Source organism: Nonlabens ulvanivorans, from assembly GCF_032922765.1.
GTDB classification, from domain to species: Bacteria; Bacteroidota; Bacteroidia; order Flavobacteriales; family Flavobacteriaceae; genus Nonlabens; species Nonlabens ulvanivorans.
This window is the reverse complement of record NZ_CP136694.1, coordinates 688,596-708,852: the sequence shown is the minus strand read 5'-3', so window position 1 is coordinate 708,852 and position 20,257 is coordinate 688,596. Positions and strand designations below refer to the sequence as shown.

14 protein-coding genes are annotated in these 20,257 nt (G+C 35.1%); 11 read left to right on the top strand and 3 right to left on the bottom strand.

Features of this window, described 5'->3' with window-relative positions:
• The first annotated feature begins 199 nt into the window (after positions 1–199).
• The 5 genes from purL (at position 200) to R1T42_RS03200 (ending at position 7,950) form a co-directional block, all read left to right on the top strand.
• Positions 200–3,841 (top strand): phosphoribosylformylglycinamidine synthase, encoded by a 3,642-nt coding sequence (gene purL / locus R1T42_RS03220; protein ID WP_317291278.1) that lies wholly within the window; start codon positions 200–202, stop codon positions 3,839–3,841.
• A gap of 186 nt (positions 3,842–4,027) precedes the next feature.
• Positions 4,028–4,624: a hypothetical protein gene (locus R1T42_RS03215; RefSeq protein ID WP_042270549.1), complete on the top strand. Its 597-nt coding sequence runs from the start codon at positions 4,028–4,030 to the stop codon at positions 4,622–4,624.
• 396 nt (positions 4,625–5,020) lie between these two features.
• The gene (locus R1T42_RS03210; protein WP_317291277.1) at positions 5,021–6,028 is read left to right on the top strand and encodes an energy transducer TonB; all 1,008 of its coding nucleotides are present in this window, start codon (positions 5,021–5,023) and stop codon (positions 6,026–6,028) included.
• Between the two features lie 278 nt (positions 6,029–6,306).
• A complete protein-coding gene (locus tag R1T42_RS03205) occupies positions 6,307–6,876 on the top strand; it encodes a Crp/Fnr family transcriptional regulator (protein ID WP_317291276.1) in 570 nt (189 codons plus the stop codon).
• A 60-nt stretch (positions 6,877–6,936) separates the two neighbouring features.
• Positions 6,937–7,950: an NAD-dependent epimerase/dehydratase family protein gene (locus R1T42_RS03200; RefSeq protein WP_317291275.1), complete on the top strand. Its 1,014-nt coding sequence runs from the start codon at positions 6,937–6,939 to the stop codon at positions 7,948–7,950.
• Between the two features lie 258 nt (positions 7,951–8,208).
• On the opposite strand, the gene R1T42_RS03195 is transcribed toward R1T42_RS03200, so the two are convergent.
• Together R1T42_RS03195 and R1T42_RS03190 are read right to left on the bottom strand one after the other, a co-directional pair.
• The gene (locus R1T42_RS03195) at positions 8,209–9,585 is read right to left on the bottom strand and encodes an NAD-dependent succinate-semialdehyde dehydrogenase (RefSeq protein WP_317291274.1); all 1,377 of its coding nucleotides are present in this window, start codon (positions 9,583–9,585) and stop codon (positions 8,209–8,211) included.
• Between the two features lie 174 nt (positions 9,586–9,759).
• A complete protein-coding gene (locus R1T42_RS03190; protein WP_042292188.1) occupies positions 9,760–10,629 on the bottom strand; it encodes a helix-turn-helix domain-containing protein in 870 nt (289 codons plus the stop codon).
• A gap of 193 nt (positions 10,630–10,822) precedes the next feature.
• Between R1T42_RS03190 and R1T42_RS03185 the strand changes: the two genes are divergently transcribed.
• Positions 10,823–11,383, top strand: a complete 561-nt coding sequence (locus R1T42_RS03185; protein ID WP_317291273.1) for a DUF3244 domain-containing protein — start codon at positions 10,823–10,825, stop codon at positions 11,381–11,383.
• Between the two features lie 76 nt (positions 11,384–11,459).
• Complete coding sequence (locus tag R1T42_RS03180) at positions 11,460–12,767, top strand: MFS transporter (protein ID WP_317291854.1); 1,308 nt, start codon at positions 11,460–11,462, stop codon at positions 12,765–12,767.
• A gap of 78 nt (positions 12,768–12,845) precedes the next feature.
• Here the strand turns inward: R1T42_RS03180 and R1T42_RS03175 are convergent, their stop codons facing one another.
• A complete protein-coding gene (locus R1T42_RS03175; protein ID WP_317291272.1) occupies positions 12,846–15,284 on the bottom strand; it encodes a zinc-dependent metalloprotease in 2,439 nt (812 codons plus the stop codon).
• 147 nt (positions 15,285–15,431) lie between these two features.
• On the opposite strand from R1T42_RS03175, the gene R1T42_RS03170 reads away from it, so the two are divergent.
• The 4 genes from R1T42_RS03170 to R1T42_RS03155 all read left to right on the top strand — a co-directional run bounded on the left by R1T42_RS03170 (position 15,432) and on the right by R1T42_RS03155 (position 20,217).
• Positions 15,432–16,157, top strand: a complete 726-nt coding sequence (locus R1T42_RS03170) for a phosphodiester glycosidase family protein (RefSeq protein ID WP_317291271.1) — start codon at positions 15,432–15,434, stop codon at positions 16,155–16,157.
• Between the two features lie 114 nt (positions 16,158–16,271).
• Positions 16,272–18,473 carry a RelA/SpoT family protein gene (locus R1T42_RS03165; RefSeq protein WP_036580629.1) on the top strand — a complete coding sequence of 734 codons (2,202 nt, stop codon included), beginning with the start codon at positions 16,272–16,274 and terminating at the stop codon, positions 18,471–18,473.
• Positions 18,474–18,478: 5 nt separating this feature from the next.
• A complete protein-coding gene (locus tag R1T42_RS03160) occupies positions 18,479–18,946 on the top strand; it encodes a Fur family transcriptional regulator (protein WP_036580631.1) in 468 nt (155 codons plus the stop codon).
• Positions 18,946–20,217 (top strand): adenylosuccinate synthase, encoded by a 1,272-nt coding sequence (locus R1T42_RS03155; protein ID WP_317291270.1) that lies wholly within the window; start codon positions 18,946–18,948, stop codon positions 20,215–20,217. Before R1T42_RS03160 ends, R1T42_RS03155 begins: the two co-directional genes overlap by 1 nt.
• Positions 20,218–20,257: the final 40 nt, after the last annotated feature.

Genomic DNA, 20,257 nt, shown 5'->3' with positions numbered 1-20,257 from the left:
TTTTTCAAGGCTCTTTTTTTATTGATAAACCAAAAATATTGCACAGTTTCAGTAGCCTCATAGCGGTCAAAGATATTTAAATAAAACAGATTACTGTATTGTAAACAAGTCGTTAATAATTCCGCTTTCGCGAAAGCGGAAACCCTAAAAATAAAGTCCTAAAAAAGTATCTTTGCAAAAGCCCATAAAAGCGCTCATAATGATTCATTTTTACGGAAATCCGTCCAAGTCAGTTTACGCAGTACAAACCCAAGCACCGATCTCTGCAGAGGATGATCAAAAATTACAATGGCTTTTTGCCGATGCTCCAAAACTAGAAGCCGATGCATTATCGGGATTCTTTACGGGACCACGTGCAACCACCATTACTCCATGGTCTACAAATGCTGTAGAAATCACCCAAAACATGGAAATTAAAGGAATTCTAAGAATAGAACAATTCCATACTTGTGAGGAAAGCTCACCGTATGATAAAATGTTATTGCAAAAATTTGACGGTCTTAACCAGTCACAATTTGATATTAATGTAACTGCAGATGGTGTTTTAGAGATAGACGATATCGCTGCTTATAACATGCAAGAAGGATTGTCGCTAAGCGATGATGAGATCGATTATCTGATCCAGCTTTCTGAAAAACTAGACCGTAAGCTTACAGACAGTGAAGTTTTTGGCTTCTCTCAAGTAAATAGTGAACACTGTCGTCATAAAATCTTCAATGGTACTTTTATTATTGATGGAGAAGAGATGCCTACTTCCCTATTCAAATTGATTAAAGAGACTTCAAAACGCTGGCCTAATGGTATCGTGAGTGCTTACTCTGATAACGTAGCCTTTGTAGAAGGACCACAGGCAGAACAGTTTGCTCCTAAAACAGCAAATAAACCAGACGTGTATCAGACCAGTCTTTTTGATTCGGTAATATCATTAAAAGCAGAAACACACAACTTCCCTACTACTGTAGAGCCTTTCAATGGTGCTGCAACCGGTTCTGGTGGAGAAATACGTGATCGTCTTGCTGGTGGACAAGGTTCTTTACCACTTGCAGGAACAGCGGTTTATATGACCAGTTACTCGAGATTAAATGAAGAACGACCATGGGAAAACGGTTTTGAAGCACGCAAGTGGTTATATCAAACACCTATGGATATCTTAATCAAAGCATCTAATGGTGCTAGTGATTTTGGTAACAAATTTGGCCAACCGTTAATCACAGGTTCTGTATTGACATTTGAACATCAAGAAGGTGATCAAAACTTAGGTTTTGATAAGGTCATCATGCAAGCTGGTGGTATAGGTTATGGAAAGAAAGAACAAGCCTTAAAGAAAACTCCAGACGCAGGCGATGACATCATCGTTATGGGTGGAGATAATTATAGAATAGGAATGGGTGGTGCTGCCGTAAGTAGTGCAGACACTGGCGCACTAGACTCAGGTCTAGAATTAAATGCCGTACAACGTTCTAATCCAGAAATGCAAAAACGTGCTGCAAACGCGATACGTGGACTGGTAGAAAGTGATAACAATCCTATAAAATCGATTCACGATCATGGTGCTGGTGGACACTTAAACTGTCTGTCAGAACTGGTAGAAGAAACTGGTGGTGTCATCGATGTAGATGCCTTACCGGTAGGTGATCCTACACTATCTCGCAAAGAGTTAATCGGTAACGAGTCTCAAGAACGTATGGGATTAGTGATGGATACAAAAGACACACCTGTACTAGAAGAAATTGCTGCTCGCGAGCGTGCACCATTATATAAAGTAGGTAAAGTTACAGGAGATAATAAATTCACCTTTAGTGAAAAAGATGGTCGCAGTCCTATGGATCTGGCGCTAGAAGACATGTTCGGGTCTAGTCCTAAAACCATTATGGATGATAAAACCATCAAACGTACGTATGCACCGGTAACTTATGAAGGTAAAGACTTTAACCTTTACCTCTATCAGGTTTTACAACTAGAAGCGGTTGCCTGTAAAGACTGGTTGACTAATAAAGTAGATCGCTGTGTGACTGGTCGTGTGGCCAAACAACAAACTTGTGGAGAACTACAACTACCATTAAATAACGTCGGTGTTATGGCGATGGATTATAATGGTAAAAATGGAGTGGCGACCACCATAGGTCACGCACCAGTTGCCGCATTAATCGATCCAGCTGCAGGTTCTCGCAATGCCATTGCAGAGTCGCTTACCAATCTGGTATTTGCACCATTAGAAAAAGGCCTTAAAGGCGTGAGTCTAAGTGCTAACTGGATGTGGCCATGTAACAATCCTGGTGAAGATGCCCGTTTATACAGCGCTGTAAAAGCCGTTAGTGATTTTGCCATTGAACTAGGAATCAACATTCCTACTGGTAAAGACAGTCTTTCTATGAAGCAAAAATATCCAGATATGGATGTGCTTGCTCCAGGAACGGTGATTATCAGTACCGTTGGGTCTTGTGATGATATTTCTAAAGTCGTTGAGCCTGTACTACAACGTGATGAAAACGCACCTATTTACTACATCAACATGAGTGGCGATGACCACAAATTAGGTGGATCTAGTTTTGCACAAACGCGCAACACAATAGGTGATGAATGCCCGACGATTGTGAATAGTGACGCTTTCGCGAAAGCGTTTACCGCAATACAAAATTTAATAAAACAAGGCAAAGTGCTCGCAGGACACGATGTTGCTAGTGGTGGATTGATCACCACATTACTAGAGATGTGTTTCCCATCACTAGGTGTAGGAATGGATCTGGACCTGAGCGGTGTAGGCCATGATATGGTAAAAGTCCTTTTTGCAGAAAACGCAGGGATCGTAATACAAGTAACCGATGAAAGTGTGGAAAGCGAGCTATTAAAAGCCGAAGTACCGTTCTATAAAATAGGTCACGCGATTGATGAGGCTGTACTAGACATTAACGATCATATCATTGATGTAGATGACATGCGTGATGTGTGGTATGAAACCTCACGACTACTAGATCAACAACAATCGTTTAACGGCATGGCCGATGAGCGTGCGGTGAACTATGTAGAGCAACCACTAGAATTCAATTTTCCAGCGCATTTTACAGGAAAACTGCCTGAATTGCCTCAAAAACGCATCAAAGCAGCGGTAATACGTGAAAAAGGAAGTAATTCTGAAAGAGAAATGGCACGCGCCATGTACCTCGCAGGATTTGAAGTAATCGATGTACACATGACCGACTTAATTGCTGGACGTGAGACACTAGAAGATGTACAGTTTATAGCCGCAGTAGGTGGATTCTCAAACAGTGATGTATTGGGAAGTGCCAAAGGTTGGGCTGGTGCCTTCTTATACAATGAGAAAGCGAATACAGCTTTAAAGAATTTCTTTGCAAGACCAGACACCATGAGTATAGGTGTTTGTAACGGTTGCCAACTCTTTGTAGAGCTAGGATTAATTAATCCAGATTATGACGAAAAGCCGAAGATGTTGCACAACGCGAGTGGTAAGTTTGAGTGTAATTTCACTAGTGTAGAAATTGCCAAAAACAATTCTATTATGCTTGAGTCACTTGCCGGCAGCAAACTAGGAATATGGGCAGCACACGGAGAAGGAAAATTCCATTTACCTAAAGACCGCAGTGCTTATCAAATCCCAGCGACTTATGGTTATGACAGTTATCCTGCAAACCCTAATGGATCTGACTATAACGCTGCGATGTTGAATAGTGAAGATGGACGTCACCTAGTGATGATGCCACACCTAGAACGATCTACATTCTCATGGAACTGGGCGCACTACCCTACAGACCGCAAGAATGACGAAGTAACGCCATGGCTAGAAGCATTTGTAAATGCTCGTGTTTGGTTAGAACGCAAGTAGTCTTTTATACTTTTTGAGAAACGGTTAAGTCGCTTTTAAGTAAGGGCTTATCCGTTTATCCTTTTAGATAAAGAGTATATCTAATTTGATATAAAAAGTTAGCGAACATTTATGAATGAACAACAAAGAACAAGCATAGAGACCTTATTATTAGTTAATGACTTGTAATTTTCGAATCCAATCAGAATGAAAGAATTAATTATACCCTTTGCCACTGCAGTTGGTTATATGCTGAAAGTCTTAAAATCTAACGTGAAAATTGACAAGTTTAACCCTGAATTTAAAATGATTAGACACGGAAATTATTTTGAATTTATCAATTCTGTAAAAGGAGAAATACCTCATTCAGTAGTTTATAATAAAGGGAAAATTATATCCGACAACATCGCAAGAAATAATGACTTTGATTTTTTGGGATTATTTAATGCTAATCCATCTCTCCAAAAATTTTATATAGATTGCTACAAAGAGTACGGAAAAATAACTGATACTGATATTCCGGATTCGATATACGGAATTGCCGCATTGTTTGAAATAAGCCTCAGAATGCACGCTAACAATCATAACCTGATTGAACCGAGAGAAAACTTAAATGAAGTGATTAATAAATTGACTAAATTCAAAAACTTAAATAAAGACGAAACAAATAAATTACATCAAGGAAGAAGGTTTATTAATATGGTAAAACATTTTAACAATCAATTTCCAACATGGAATGAAGGAATAGATTCTATGACGATCGCTTACGAAATAGTCAAAGAAAAAAAATTGACGATTATATAAAAACTATAGACCCCTCAAAAAACTGAGGTGAAACTATTACTACCACTTCGCCAATTTGATACAATCTTACCCTAGGCTCATAGAATCTAATCATTGATTCAAGAGCCTTTTTTTATTTGCTTTTTTATAATTAATTAAAGTAAAATAGAAACCTGTATTTCTATATATGGATAAGCCAATAAAGCTATAGCAATAGATGAATGCTTACTTTAATTCTTTCTAGTTGGTATGTGAACTTTTTGAGAAAAGGATTAAGGTGTTGTAATTAATCCATTGGTTATAGACTACTTAGGTGATCCTTATAGATTTTAGATTCGTTTTTATTTATTAAATTACATGCTTAAATATGTAACTACCTATTTACAATAACGTTAGTAACTAATAGGAAAAAAGATAATGAAAAACATAATTAAAATTACTGCTATAAACTTCTTGCTTTTTTTGAGTCTTAATTGCTACTCCCAAGATGTGAAAATATTTTACAAAGACGGAACATTATTTCAATCATATGATGTAAGAAATAAAATATTCAAAAATGGAATGTTTAAACAATTCCATAATAATGGAAAATTAGCCCAAGAAGGTAGATATAATAAATATAGTGACCGCGCTGGAGAATGGAAATATTATGACTTGAGTGGAAGATTGCAATTAACGGTTAATTATTTAGACGATGATAATATACACACGTTCCAAAAGTCTAAATTATATATATATGATGATGACAATCAAAATGAAATAAAATCTATAGCCATCGGAGAAACCTTTATTGGATCAAAATATATAGATGCAACTGAATTGCAAAATTCTAAATATCTAGATATAAATTATAATAATAAAGTAAGTTACGATTTCCCTATACGTAGTGGAGTTTGGAAACATTATAATTTTATATCTAATGAATTAATTTACAAAGGTGAGACAAAATGGATTGAAAATACTGGTGAAAACGTTAGGGTTGGTGTTTGGGAATTTTATCATCCTAATGGTAAAATCAAAGTTAAAGGGAATTACAAAAACGGATTACAAAATGGTGAATGGAAAGCGTATAATACAAATGGTGAACTAATCGAAAGTGTAACATTCAATGCTGGCAAAATCATAAATGACGGTTTAGGTAATTCTCAACCACAATTTCCTGGTGGGAATAATAATATTATGAGATTTATTCAAAAATATTTTGACTATCCTGATATATCAGGTGTAAGTGGTGTTATAATTGCCGAAATAACAATCGATAAAGAGGGAAATGTTATTAATCCGAAAATAATTCAAAGCTTACATCCAGAATTTGATAAAGCATACTTAGATGTATTTAACAAAATGCCAAAATGGAGTCCTGGAACTATAAATGGTGAATTTGAAAATATAACGTTTAAGATTCCGACAAGAGTTAGCAACTAATAATAATGATAAATACTAACTAAAAACTGAAGTGAAAAACTGTTCTTTCCTTTTATAATTTTAGATATTATTACCCTAGGCTTTAAGATTAATTCATTGATTTTAGAGCTTTTTTTAATTTTCTAGTATCGATAAATTTGAAATTATAGCGCTACTTATATGTATGGTAATTTCTGTAACTTTACTTCTTAAAAGAACTACCCAAAAGGTCTACGTGTACCGGCTAAAACGACTCACTCATCTAGTGATATTGCCGTTAAATACCATTACAAAACAAAATGGAAAATCTAATTAATTACATACAATCCAGAGTTCTTTTAACTCAAAAAGATATTGATCTAATCAAAAAATATTTTGTTTCAGAAGAAGTCTCAGCTAAAACTAATCTATTAGAGGCAGGAAAAGTGGAACGGTATATTTATTTCTTAGACACCGGAATTGTAAAAGGATATCAAAATATTGATGGAAAGCTAGTTGTGCAGCATCTTGTAGCAGAACAAGATTTTTTCACTTCTTTAGATAGTTTTATGACAGAAACACCATCATTAGATTATTATGAAACAATCACAGAGTCCAGAGTTATAAAAATATCGAAGCTTGATTTCGACATTTTACAAAAGGAAACAAATTTTTGGGCAATCTTTGTCAAAGAAGTAACCAACGAACATTTAAGTTGCAAATTAGAACGTGTTAAAGATTTTCAAACCTTAACTGGTAAAGAACGTTATCTAAAATTTGTAAATCAGTATCCAAAATTAGCTTTGAATGTATCTATTGATAATATCGCTTCTTTTCTAGGAATGGAACCACAATCTTTAAGTCGGATCAGAAAACAAATCACTTTCTAACAAATGTTATTTTTAATCTGATAAGAGGTATTGAAATTTGCTCAAACAAAATTTAAGATTATGAGCGAAGAAATTTCATTAGTAACTGGTGGTAATGGACATTTAGGAAACAACCTAATTAGACTTTTACTTTCCAACAACCAAAAAGTAAGAACTACTGTAAGAAACATCAATAACACTGACCCTTTTAAAGGTTTAGACTGTGAAGTGGTACAGGCAGATCTTATGGATAGGACATCACTTAAAAAAGCATTTCAAGGAGTTACCAACTTATATGCAGTTGCCGCAAACTTCAGTATGTGGGCTAAAAACCCAAAAGAGGAAATTTATGACAACAACATGCAAGGAACACAAAACGTGTTTGATATGGCAAAAGAATGTGGTGTTAAAAACATTGTTTATGTAAGTTCAGTAGCTAGCTTAGATTTTACAAAATTACCAGCAAATGTGGACAATGGATATAACAAAGACAGAAGAAACTGGTATTACAACTCTAAAAATGATTCAGATAAACTAGCATTAGAATTGAGTGAAAAATACGGAATCAGAACCGTTGTAATTTTGCCTTCTGCTATGATAGGAAGTGAAGCTCATAAATTAAGTTATAGTAATAATTTAGTACTCCAAGCTTTAAATGGAGAGATTCCTGTGGATACAAACATGACATTAAATTGGGTGGATGTAAAAGACGTTGCTTTTGGTGCTTATCAAGCAATGCAAAAAGGTAGAAATAGAGAACGCTATATCTTATCAAACGAGCAACACACTACGTTACAAGAAACAGTGAAAATAGCATCGGAATTATATCCTGAATTAAAATTAAAAATGCCTAAAAAAGTACCAAAATGTTTATTGTACTCTGTTGCTGGTTTAATGGAATTTAGCAGTAAACTTTCAGGTAAAGAACCTTTATTACAGAGACATTATTTAGATATGTTTTATGGTTTAAATCAAGATTATGATATTAGTAAATCTAGAAAAGAATTAGGTTACAACCCAAAATCATCAAGAAAAGCTTTGGAAGATGCTTTGAAGTATTTAAAAACCGATTGGAAAAAAGAAAACAGACTATAGCAAACAAATGAGTTAAAAACAACGCTATATCTTCCTTAATAACAACCATTACTATTCTGGGTTTCTAGTATAGATAGGTTGATTGCTTCGTCTTTCTTTACGTGAATTTTAAGACCTCAGCATTGTTGTTATGCTAGCACTTTACTAAGTCACTGCAAAGAAGTAACTGTGATTACGCTTTCGCGAAAGCGAAATAAATAAAACAAAAAAACCACTGCTCTCACAGTGGTTTTTTCTATATCTGATGTTATATCAATATTATAAAATACTGATTCCTTTTACGTTTACAAATTCTTTAATACCAAAGCCGCCATGTTCTCTACCAAAACCAGAATCTTTTACTCCACCAAATGGCATATCTACCTGAGCTAGACCAAAGGAGTTGATGAATACCATTCCTGTATCAAAATGATTTTGTGCTAATTCAACGGCTTTATTTTCATCTTTAGAGAAGATTCCGCCACCTAGTCCAAAACGACTGTCATTTGCAATACGCATGGCATCATCTTGATCCTTTGCTTTTATTAAAGACGCAACTGGTCCAAATAGCTCGTCATCATAAGCCGGTTGTCCTGGCGTTACATTGCCTAATACGGTAGATGGATAATAATAACCATCACCATCTGGTATTTCTCCACCACACAATACCTCAGCACCATTTTCTATACTTTCTTTAACTTGATTATGAATTTTTTCTCTCAAGTCTTTTCTAGCCATAGGTCCTAATTGTGAATTTTCATCCATAGGATCTCCATGTTTGATATTACTCATGCGCTCTACAAAGCCTTTTTTGAATTCTTCATAAACAGCATCGACAACTATAAATCTTTTTGCAGCGATACAGGTCTCACCATTATTATAGATACGACCACGTGTACAAGTTTTTACAGCTAGTTCAATATCTGCATCTTCAAGGACGATATAAGCATCATTACTACCTAGTTCTAGTACGGTCTTTTTAATATTTTTACCTGCTTGCTCACCGATCTTGCTTCCACCACTTGAACTACCTGTAAAAGTGACACCACGTACTAAATCGTGCTCTATTACTTTCTCACTGACATCATGATCGATAATCAATACCGTGAATAGATCTTTAGGTAATCCAGCTTCTTCATAAATCTCTTTTAGTTTTAAGGCACTACCCGTTACGTTTCCAGCATGCTTTAATAAAATACCATTACCGGCCATCAGGTTTACAATCGAATATCGAACGACTTGATATGCTGGGTAATTCCATGGTTGTATACCATAAATGACACCTATCGGGTCATAAGAGACAATTCCTTTTCCGCCATTTTGCAACTCCTTTTCTTCATTTGCCAATTCTTTTGCTCCAGTTGCAGCAGTATATTCACAAATACCGGCACACAGATCTAATTCTTGCTTACCATGTTTAAAGAGTTTCCCCATTTCTTCTGTCATCAATTGCGCAAACTCTTCTTGATGTTCCTTAAACTTTTCTCCTATTTTCTTTATAATCTTACCTCTTTCTTCAATAGGTGTCGCTTTCCAGTTTTTAAAAGCTTTATGGCAATTCTCTACAGCTTGCAAGGTTTGCTCTTCAGTCATTAAGTCATATGACTTGATATCTTTTCCGGTTGCTGGGTTTATGGTTGTGATTTTATCGCTCATTGTTTTTTATTTAAATATAGAGCTGCACGATAAGCTTTCCCGTTAAATAAATGAGAATAGTCACTATAAGAGCGATAAATTAACGAGCTATTATAGGTCTATTAACAACTGAACCTATTAATCGTTAAAATTAAAATCATTTAAATATAGAATCACTAAAATCGATATCACATGTTATTGAAGTATTTGCTTGAGCTCTTGTCGATATTTACTAGCACTTTTACCAGTGAACTCTTTAAATATTTTATTGAAGTGTGAGAAGTTGTTAAATCCACAATCAAAACAGATATCTGTTATACTAAGTTGTGTCTCTGACAATAACTTTGTAGCATGCACTACCCTATACTCATTTACAATTTTAGTAAACGTTTTACCAGATGTCTTTTTAAAATAGCGACAAAAAGCCGGCACGGTCATACTCACCTGACTAGCAATTTCCTCTAATGGTATGTGGTTTTGAAAATTTTGATTGATGTACTTATAAATGATTTCGGTTTTAGAATTGTCTTGCAATTCAGTCTCAAACGTAAAACTCTCTGCATTTAAGATTTCATAATCATCAGTAATGGCCAGTTCATTTAATATATCTAGCAATAATAATGTTCTAGCAAATCCTTTCAACTCGTGTAACTTATGGATTTGTTCTCCTAACTGCTCTTGAGTTTGTTGTTTAAAAAGCAAACCGTTCTTTGCTCTTTCAAATAGGTGCTTAATCGGTTCCATCTCTGGAACATTAAAAAAGCCATCGCCTAAAAAATTAGGCAAGAACTGCACGAGTAATTCAGATCCATGGTTAGGTCTGTCTGTATATCCTATATGTGGTAACATAGAACCTATCAATAACAATTGACTGTCATTATAATAGGACATGTGGTTTCCTATATGGCGTTTTCCTTGACCTTCATTAACGTATACTAATTCAATCTCGGGATGAAAATGCCAGAAAGGTTTTAGTTCACTACGTTCTGTTGTACTTTTTTGAACAAAAATAGAATTCCCAAAATCTGGATTAACTTTCTTTAAAGTGGGCTTTTTAAGTAACATATGACTTCTATTTAACATCTCAAAGGTCGGGCTAAATTTCTTAATTATATGTTATTTTAATACGAAAACGTTATAGTTTGGTTTAAAGAGTTAATATAGCATACAACATAGTCAAATCTGTTGTTTTCTAAGCGTGCATAGCACTTTAAATTTGTCATGTAAATCATCATTAAAATATAAAAAGATGAAAACAATGAAAAATTTATTAATTATAGCCCTTATGTTAACGACGTTAACAAGCTATGCGACGAAATTGACAAACACTGTACCTGAAACAAATGTAACTACTGTACAGTTTAACAATGTGAAGAAAGGTCATTTACTGACTATTAAAGATGCGACAGAGGCAACTCTTTATAGCGAGACGATACAATTAAACGGTAATTATAAACAGCAGTTTGATTTAACCTCTCTAGAAAATGGAACTTATAGAATTGAGCTAGATAAAGACAGCCAGGTATTAAGTCAACAATTTAATGTTAACAATGGTATTGTAACTTTCTCAACAGAGAATGTGTTCTATAAGCCTATTGCAGTGCAAAAAGATAATCAAATTCTAATATCACAATTAGCTTCTAGCGATGAAGTATTAGATGTACAGATTTACTATAATGATAGTTTAATCCATGAAGATGAGATATCAGACGCTGCGGTGTTGAATAGAATTTACCAATTATCTTCTGATAAAAAAGGTGAATACTTCATTGTAATGAAATCTGCTGGGAAGACCTTTTACAAGTCTATCACGATTTAAATCGTTTCATAATTTATGAAAGGGCTGCTTTAATAGGCAGCCTTTTTTTATGGCCTATATTCTGTGATATCTATTTATTACATTTACTTCAAATCGTAATAGCATTTTAAGTAAAAGACAAAAATCATTCAATATCATTCTCCTCATTCTTGCTGGAGAAGCTAATTTTATTCTACCCTTTGTACTAGCTCGCATCTTTAGACCTACGGTACTAGACCTATTTGAACTTAGTAATTTAGAATTAGGAGCTTGTTTTTCAGTTTATGGCATCGTGGCTTTTATCTCATACCTATTGGGCGGTAGCCTGGCAGATAAGTTTCAACCACGCTACTTAATGGCTTTCTCTTTATTTCTAACCGCGTTAGGTGGAATATACATGTCTACATATCCGTCATATTTAGGACTAAGCATTCTTTATGGTTACTGGGGTTTTACGACTATTTTCCTCTTCTGGGCAGCAATGATTAAAGCGACCAGAGTTTGGGGTGGACAACACCGACAAGGTATCGCCTTTGGACTACTGGATGGTGGTCGTGGTTTAGTTTCGTTTGCCTTTGGATGGTTAGGTATTCTTATTTTTTCAATACTATTAGTAAATGAGATCGAAGTTTCTAGCTTACTAGAACGTAAAGAAGCATATCGATACGTCGTTCTTATTTGTTCTATCATCATCACTTTAATAGGCGTACTATTGATCATCGTATTAAAAGATAATCCCAATCAGCAAACTAGTAGTCCAAGAATAATATCTACCCGTCAGGTCTTCAACAATTATCTTAAAGTACTTCAATTACCATCAGTTTGGTTATTGATGATTATTATACTATGTGCTTATACTGGTTATAAAATCACAGATATTTATTCTCAATATGCTAATGAAGTCATGGGATATAATGAAACAGATGCTGCCGCTATAGGTAGTAATTTACTGGGCATACGTATCATCATAGGTATCATCATAGGACTGCTAGCAGACAAAACTCGATCTTCATTAATGATGATCATCAGCTTTGCAATTACCATCATAGGAGCGTTAATATTTGCATTAGGCTTTATAGAGGCTCATACCACGATTCTTTTTGGTTTTACAATAATAACAGTTGCCACAGGAGTATATGCTTTTAGAACGCTGTACTTCTCTGCCATACAAGAAGGGAAAATACCTATGGCCGTTACCGGTACTGCGGTAGGACTTATATCATTAGTAGGCTATACGCCAGATATATTTATGGGTCCGGCAATGGGAATACTATTAGACGATTCACCTGGCGCACTAGGTTTTCAAAAGGTGTTTCTAATGCTTGCTATATTTGCTTTAGTAGGATTAATAGCCTCATATCTTTTTCATCGTTTAAATACTAAGCAACTACCGCAAAATCTGTAATGATTCCGCTTTCGCGAAAGCGTAAACAAAAAAAGCAGCCTTCTCAGACTGCTTTTTGAAATATGAAATCAACTTTCTTTATCTAGGATTCAATATTAAATCAACTCGAGCTAACAAATCTTCATAATGGTATTTATTGACCTGATTAGAAGCTGAATTTCTCTTACTGCGTAGGGTAGATTGTAAGGTGTTTAACTCACCTCTTACTAATGCTCTTACATCACTTTGTGGGATATTATAAGAACTACGAGTAGAGTTTTCTGTCATAAGGTAAGCTAGTCGATCGATATAAACTCTTTGTAGATTTCTCTTATAGATATCTGTAGTAGATTTTGAAAAGATTCCTTTTCTAACATCTTGAAGCATTTCTAGTGCCGTGTAATAATTAGTATCTACAGTTTCAGAATTAATTAATCTACCGATGCGATCAAAGCTCAATAAACTATTTAATTGACGAGCTTGTATCGATCTTAACCTTTCAAAGTAACCTTGAGGCGCTATATTTTGAACGATATTTTTATCAACTAGCCAGCTAGGTGTATCAAAGACATTATCTACAACCCATTGAACAGATTCTTTTTGGGTCTTTTTATCTACCGTACTATAAACAGTTCCAGACTGTGATGGTTTTTTAAGATCTTCATTAACGCCACCGACATTAGTCACTACATGACCAGCATATCTAGAATACACGCCTAGTAACTCACCATACAATTCTTGTAAATCGTCATAATTATCTGTTTGATTAGACGTCCATGAAGGTAAATTTTGCGCTACGTATTTCAAGTTTTTCATTCCATAAGTACTCGCTTTAATAGGATCGTTACCTATCGCTTCTGTTTGAGATTGTGGATCAAAACGGCTGCTCTGACGACCAAACTTATATGTAGGATCACCAGCTTTTTCCATGATCCAACTATTTAAAGTAGCCACTTCATCTTCTGGAGATGCAGCATCAGGAATCACACGATAACCCCAATTAGTTGCATAATGATCATAAGGTCCCATCTGACGTACAAACCTGATATTCTCATCACCAGGTTGTGCGATATAGTTATAACGAGCATAATCCATTAAACTAGCCGCGATACCGTTTTCTTGAGTAAAGGCGCCGTTTCTATAATCCTCTACATCATATGCATAACTAGCAGCCATATTGTGAGGAAAACCTAATGCGTGTCCTACTTCATGAGCGATTACCTGGCGCATCATTTCACCCATTTCTTCTGTATCAGTATCTAAAGTACGAGCACTAGGATTAGCTGCTCCAGTTTCTAATAGATATCTGTTTCTATAAGATCTTAAGTGATTGTGATACCAGATGATATCACTTTCAATAATCTCTCCACTACGCGGATCACTTACAGATGGTCCTACGGCGTTACGTGTTGTACTAGCTACATATCTCACTACAGAGTATCTAATATCTTCTGGGCTAAACTCTGGATCTTCCTCTGGTGTAGGCGCATCTCTCGCGATTATCGCATTTTTAAATCCTGCGGTTTCAAAAGGCTTTTGCCAGTCCTCAATACCTTGCTTTATATATTCTTTTAGGTTTTCTGGTGTACCTGGATCTAGATAATAGATAATCGGCTTTATAGGTTCTACTAATTCTCCTCTCGCATAAGCTTCTGGATCTTTAGGCTCTAATCTCCATCGACGTATATAGGTTTTCTCATCTGCTTTTAACGCTTTACTAGAATAGTCAATTTGATCTACCGTAAAAAATCCTACTCTAGGATCAAATAATCTAGGTTGCATAGGGACTTCTGGTAACAGAATCATCGACTGATTTACCTGCATACTTATAGAACCTACAGAACTGTTAGATGGTGGCTCTGACGCTGTAAAAGTAAAATCTTGTTTTACTTCTATATTCTCTGGAAATGACTTTACAGAATTGATAAAGCTGCGATTCTTATCTAAGCTTCTCACCTTATACTGCTTTCTTAATCGAGAACTTAATCCACTTATGGAAGGAACATCAGTACTTAAAAATTTAGTCACATTAATCACTACGGCAGTAGAATCTGCACTGAAAGTTTCTATATCAAACGCATACATGATAGGCTCATAATTGTTAACCTTTACAGAATTTCCTATCGCTGCTGTAGAATCCAATGCTACCTCACTATAGGACTTTACCTTAAGTAAGATTTTATTTTGAAAACGTTCCCATGCAACTACTTGTTGATTTGTTTTACTACCTGCATTCATATATCCACCACCTAGATTAGATGGTATTTGCGCGATACGTGTCACCCATAACATATCTTTTTCAAGCATGTCGTTAGGGATCTCATAGAAAAAATCGTCTTCTACTTGATGTGTTTTAAACAATCCATCATCGGTTATCGCATCAGTAGTAATGACCTTGCTGTAGGATTTGAATTTTGGTTTTTTCTTGCTGGTTTTTTCTGATTCAGTTTTTGCAGCAACTGCCTTTTGTGCTGTCTTACAAGATGTAGAGAACGCAAAAAGGAACATCATTGCTAAGAATAAGCCTGATTTTTTCATGTGATTATGATAAAGTAAAATTTAGGACTACAAAATATATCATCTTACTGTTCTTATCATAAATGCTATGAAAACGTTAACAAACATTAACAAATTCAAAAATCTGTTATTACAATCTCATACCTTTAAAACTCAAATCTATCATCTATGAATTATAGACACTTCTTTTTCATATTATTACCTACACTTTTCATCTCTTCTTGCCATAATGCTCAAGATTTAACGATAGAAGATGAGCGTTTTCATATCAAGGTGATTGACCTTAATAAACAAAATCTAGAGTTATACTGGTTAAATAATAAAGGGGAAAAGATTGAAACCTTTAATAATCTTAAAAATCATCTCGACCAGAATGGAGATAGCCTTATCTATGCCATGAATGCTGGGATGTATCTTAAAGACCACTCACCGCAAGGCCTTTATATAGAAAATGGAATTATTCATAAACAAATAGATACTACCACTACTGGATTTGGGAATTTCTACTTGCAGCCCAATGGCATTTTTTACCTAACTAAAGACGGAACAGCAAAGGTGACATCAACACAAGATCTTACCGCCTTGAGTAATATTAAATATGCGACACAATCTGGTCCCATGCTAGTTATAGATGGAATGATTCATCCCGCTTTTAATAAAGGTTCTAAGAACGTTCATATACGCAATGCCGTGGGCATTTTACCAGATGGACGTTTATTGCTAGTCATTTCTCGAGAAAAGATAAACTTCTATGATTTAGCTACTTTTTACTTACAGCATGGCTGTAATAATGCCTTATATCTGGATGGCTTTGTATCTCGTATTTATGATCCTGCAAACGGTATTGAGCAAATGGATGGAAGATTTGGGGTAATGATAGGTGTGAAAAATTAATGTTTTTAAAGTAATGAAAAGTATTTCGGTTACGCTTTCGCGAAAGCGTCAAAAAACCTAACAATCTGCTCTTAAAACCATTGTCTTTTAAAAAGAGAAGTGTAACTTTACTATATGACAGAACTAGAAATTCTAGAAGAGAATAAACGCATCGCGCAAGGCTATAAAGACTTACTTAAAATAAGTTATCAAACGCTTACAGACGAAGATAAAAAGCTGATTAGAAAGGCTTTTGACATTGCTGTTGAAGCGCATGCACCACAACGTCGCAAATCTGGAGAAGCTTATATTTTTCATCCTATTGCAGTGGCAAAAATTGTGGCAAAACAAATAGGTCTAGACGCCAGTGCAATAGCCGCTGCCCTTTTACACGATGTGGTGGAAGATACAGAGTACACGCTAGATGATATTGAAAGACTATTCGGTATTACCATCGCAAAAATAGTAGATGGCCTAACAAAGATTGCACACCTTAAAAAAGATGCAGACATCTCTCAACAAGCAGAGAATTTCCGTAAAATGTTACTAACTCTTAATGAAGACATTAGGGTTATTATTATTAAAATAGCTGACCGCTTGCACAATATGCAAACTATGGACAGTATGCCTGATTATAAACAGGTGAAAATTGCAAGTGAAACCTTGTATATCTATGCTCCTATCGCTCACAGATTAGGACTTTATAATATTAAGACAGAACTAGAAGATCTAGGATTAAAATATACAGAACCTGATGTTTTTAATGACATACAGAAATCTATAAAGGAATCAAAAGAAGAGCAAGATCAGTTTATTGAAGACTTTGCTGCTATTATAGACGACTCTTTAGAAAAGGAAGGACTAGAATATACCATTAAAGGTAGACCTAAATCTGTTTTCTCTATACGTCGCAAGATGTTAAAGCAAAACGTATCTTTTGATGAAGTCTATGATAAATTTGCTGTGCGTATTGTTTTCCGTAGCGATAGAGCAAATGAGAAGTTTCTCGCCTGGAAGATTTATTCTATAGTGACAGATCATTTTAGGCCTAATCCTGTGCGATTGCGAGACTGGATCAGTAGTCCTAAGTCTACTGGTTATGAAGCATTACACATTACAGTGATGGGACCAGATGGACGCTGGGTTGAGGTACAAATACGTAGTGAACGTATGCACGAAATTGCCGAAAAAGGGTATGCCGCGCATTATAAATATAAACAAGGTAATCAAGAAGATGGATTAGATGTCTGGTTGAATAGATTGCAAGACGCTCTAGAAAATGCAGATTCTAGTGCGATTGATTTTGTAGAAGAATTTAAACTTAATTTATATAGCAAAGAGATTTTTGTTTTTACTCCAAAGGGTGAATTAAAATCTTTACCTAAAGGTGCTACACCATTAGATTTTGCTTTTAGTATACATACAGAGGTCGGACTTAAAACTCGTGGTGCGAGAGTAAATGGTAAATTAGTACCATTATCACATGAATTAAATAGTGGTGATCAAGTCGATATTATTACATCAGAGAATCAAAAACCGACTAAAAACTGGCTGGATTATGCCACTACTGCTCGAGCGAGGCAAAAAATTAAATCTGCTCTAAAGGATGATCAAAAAGACATCGCTCTAGAAGGTAAAGCAGTTCTTAATAGAAAATTGCGATCACTAAAGATTCCATTAGACGAGAAGTCTATTAATCAAATGGTTAACTTCTTTAAGTTAAAAACGAGTCATGATTTATTTTATCGTGTAGGTTTAGGTACCATAGATAATAAGATGATTAAAGAATATGCTAACAGTCGCAGTAATGCATTGTATTCTTTTATCAAAAATAAAATAAGAAAGCCTAAGGAGAATCCTGATATTCATAAAGAAGAGGTTACAGAAAATTATGACCAGTTAGTTTTTGGGAAAGATCAACAAAAACTAGATTACTCTTTTTCAAAGTGTTGTAATCCATTACCAGGCGATTCTGTCTTTGGATTCATAACTGTCACAGACGGAATTAAGGTTCATAAAAATAATTGTCCTAATGCTATTAGTATGCAAAGTAAATTTGCATATCGTATTATGAGCGCAAAATGGATCGATTCTAGTCAACAAGAGTATCGTGCAGACGTAATACTCACAGGAATTGATCGCATGGGATTAGTTCAAGAAGTGACCAGAGTTATTTCTGAGAACATGCATGTAAATATTAGAAACATTAGTTTTACAAGTAATGATGGTATTTTTAAAGGAGAAATCACTGTAGTGGTTCCCCATAAAAATATGCTCATAAGATTAATGGAAAATTTAAATAAGCTTAACGGGATTGATAAAGTCACGAGAGTATAAAAAATATGAGTAAAATTATTAACAGTCTAGAGAACGAACAGGAAATAGTGAAGAATGTATTCACTCAATTTCTTACCGATAATAAGCATCGCAAGACACCTGAACGTTATGCCATTTTGAATGAAATTTATGCTAGTGAAGACCATTTTGATGTGGAGTCATTATACATAAAAATGAAGAATCAAAACTATCGTGTAAGTCGCGCCACGCTTTATAATACTATAGAATTATTATTAGCCAGCGGTCTGGTAAGAAGACATCAATTTGGTCAAAATCAATCACATTATGAAAAGTCATTTTTTGATAAACAACATGATCATGTAATCCTTACAGATACCGGTGAAGTTATCGAATTTTGTGACCCGAGAATAGAGTCAATAAAAAAGACTATTGAAGAGATTTTTAATGTTACAATTACCAATCATTCTTTATATTTTTACGGCCTTAAAAACACAACTGAAAAACAAGACTAATGGCAGTAGATTTATTGCTCGGCCTTCAATGGGGCGATGAGGGAAAAGGAAAAATAGTAGATGTATTAACTGCAGACTATGATATCATCGCGAGATTTCAAGGTGGACCTAACGCAGGACACACTCTAGAATTTGATGGTATTAAACATGTTTTAAGAACAATTCCTTCTGGGATTTTTCATGACAAAGCTATCAATGTTATAGGTAATGGAGTTGTTATCGATCCTGTAGTTTTTGTTCAAGAACTAGATGGACTAGAACAATTTAAAATAGATTATAAGAGTAAATTGATCATTTCAAGAAAAGCTCATATCATTTTACCGACACATCGTTTACTAGACGCTGCATCTGAAACATCTAAAGGTAAAGCAAAAATAGGCTCGACTCTTAAAGGTATAGGACCTACTTATATGGATAAAACAGGCCGTAATGGTTTGCGTATAGGTGATCTAGAACAGGATAACTGGAAGGAAAAGTATCGTAATCTAGCAAATAAGCATGAAGCATTAATAGGTTTTCATGATGTTCAAATTCAATACGACCTTGCCGAGTTAGAGAAGGAATTCTTTACAGCAGTAGAGCGATTAAAAGAATTAACATTCATCGACTCAGAAGAATATTTCCAAAACGCACAACGCAATGGAAAAACAATACTTGCAGAAGGTGCTCAAGGTTCTTTGTTAGATATTGACTTTGGTACATATCCATTTGTAACTTCTTCTAATACCACAGCTGCTGGTGCCTGTACTGGACTAGGTGTTGCACCTAACCAAATAGGTGAAGTTTATGGGATTTTTAAAGCTTACACTACTCGTGTAGGTAGTGGACCATTCCCTACTGAGTTGTTTGATGAGGTAGGTGCCGAAATGGCTAAAGTAGGTCATGAATTTGGTGCCGTTACAGGTAGACCACGTCGTTGTGGATGGCTAGACCTTATTGCTCTTAAGTACACTTGTCAGATCAATGGCGTTACACAATTAATGATGATGAAAGGCGATGTACTGTCTGGATTTGATAGTTTACAGGTTTGTACTGGTTATGAATATAAAGGAGAAACCATCCATCATTTACCATATAATATCGAGGCCGAAAATGTAACTCCTATCTATACTGAATTTCCTTGTTGGAAAGAGGATTTAACGAAAATGACTGATCCTTCTCAATTCCCTGCAGAATTAAATAAATACATCGACTTCCTTGAAAAAGAATTAGAAATTCCCATCAAAGTGGTAAGTGTAGGTCCAGATAGAACACAAACTATCCATAGATAATTTTTAAAAAGCCTCTTTGAGGCTTTTTTTTGATACCATT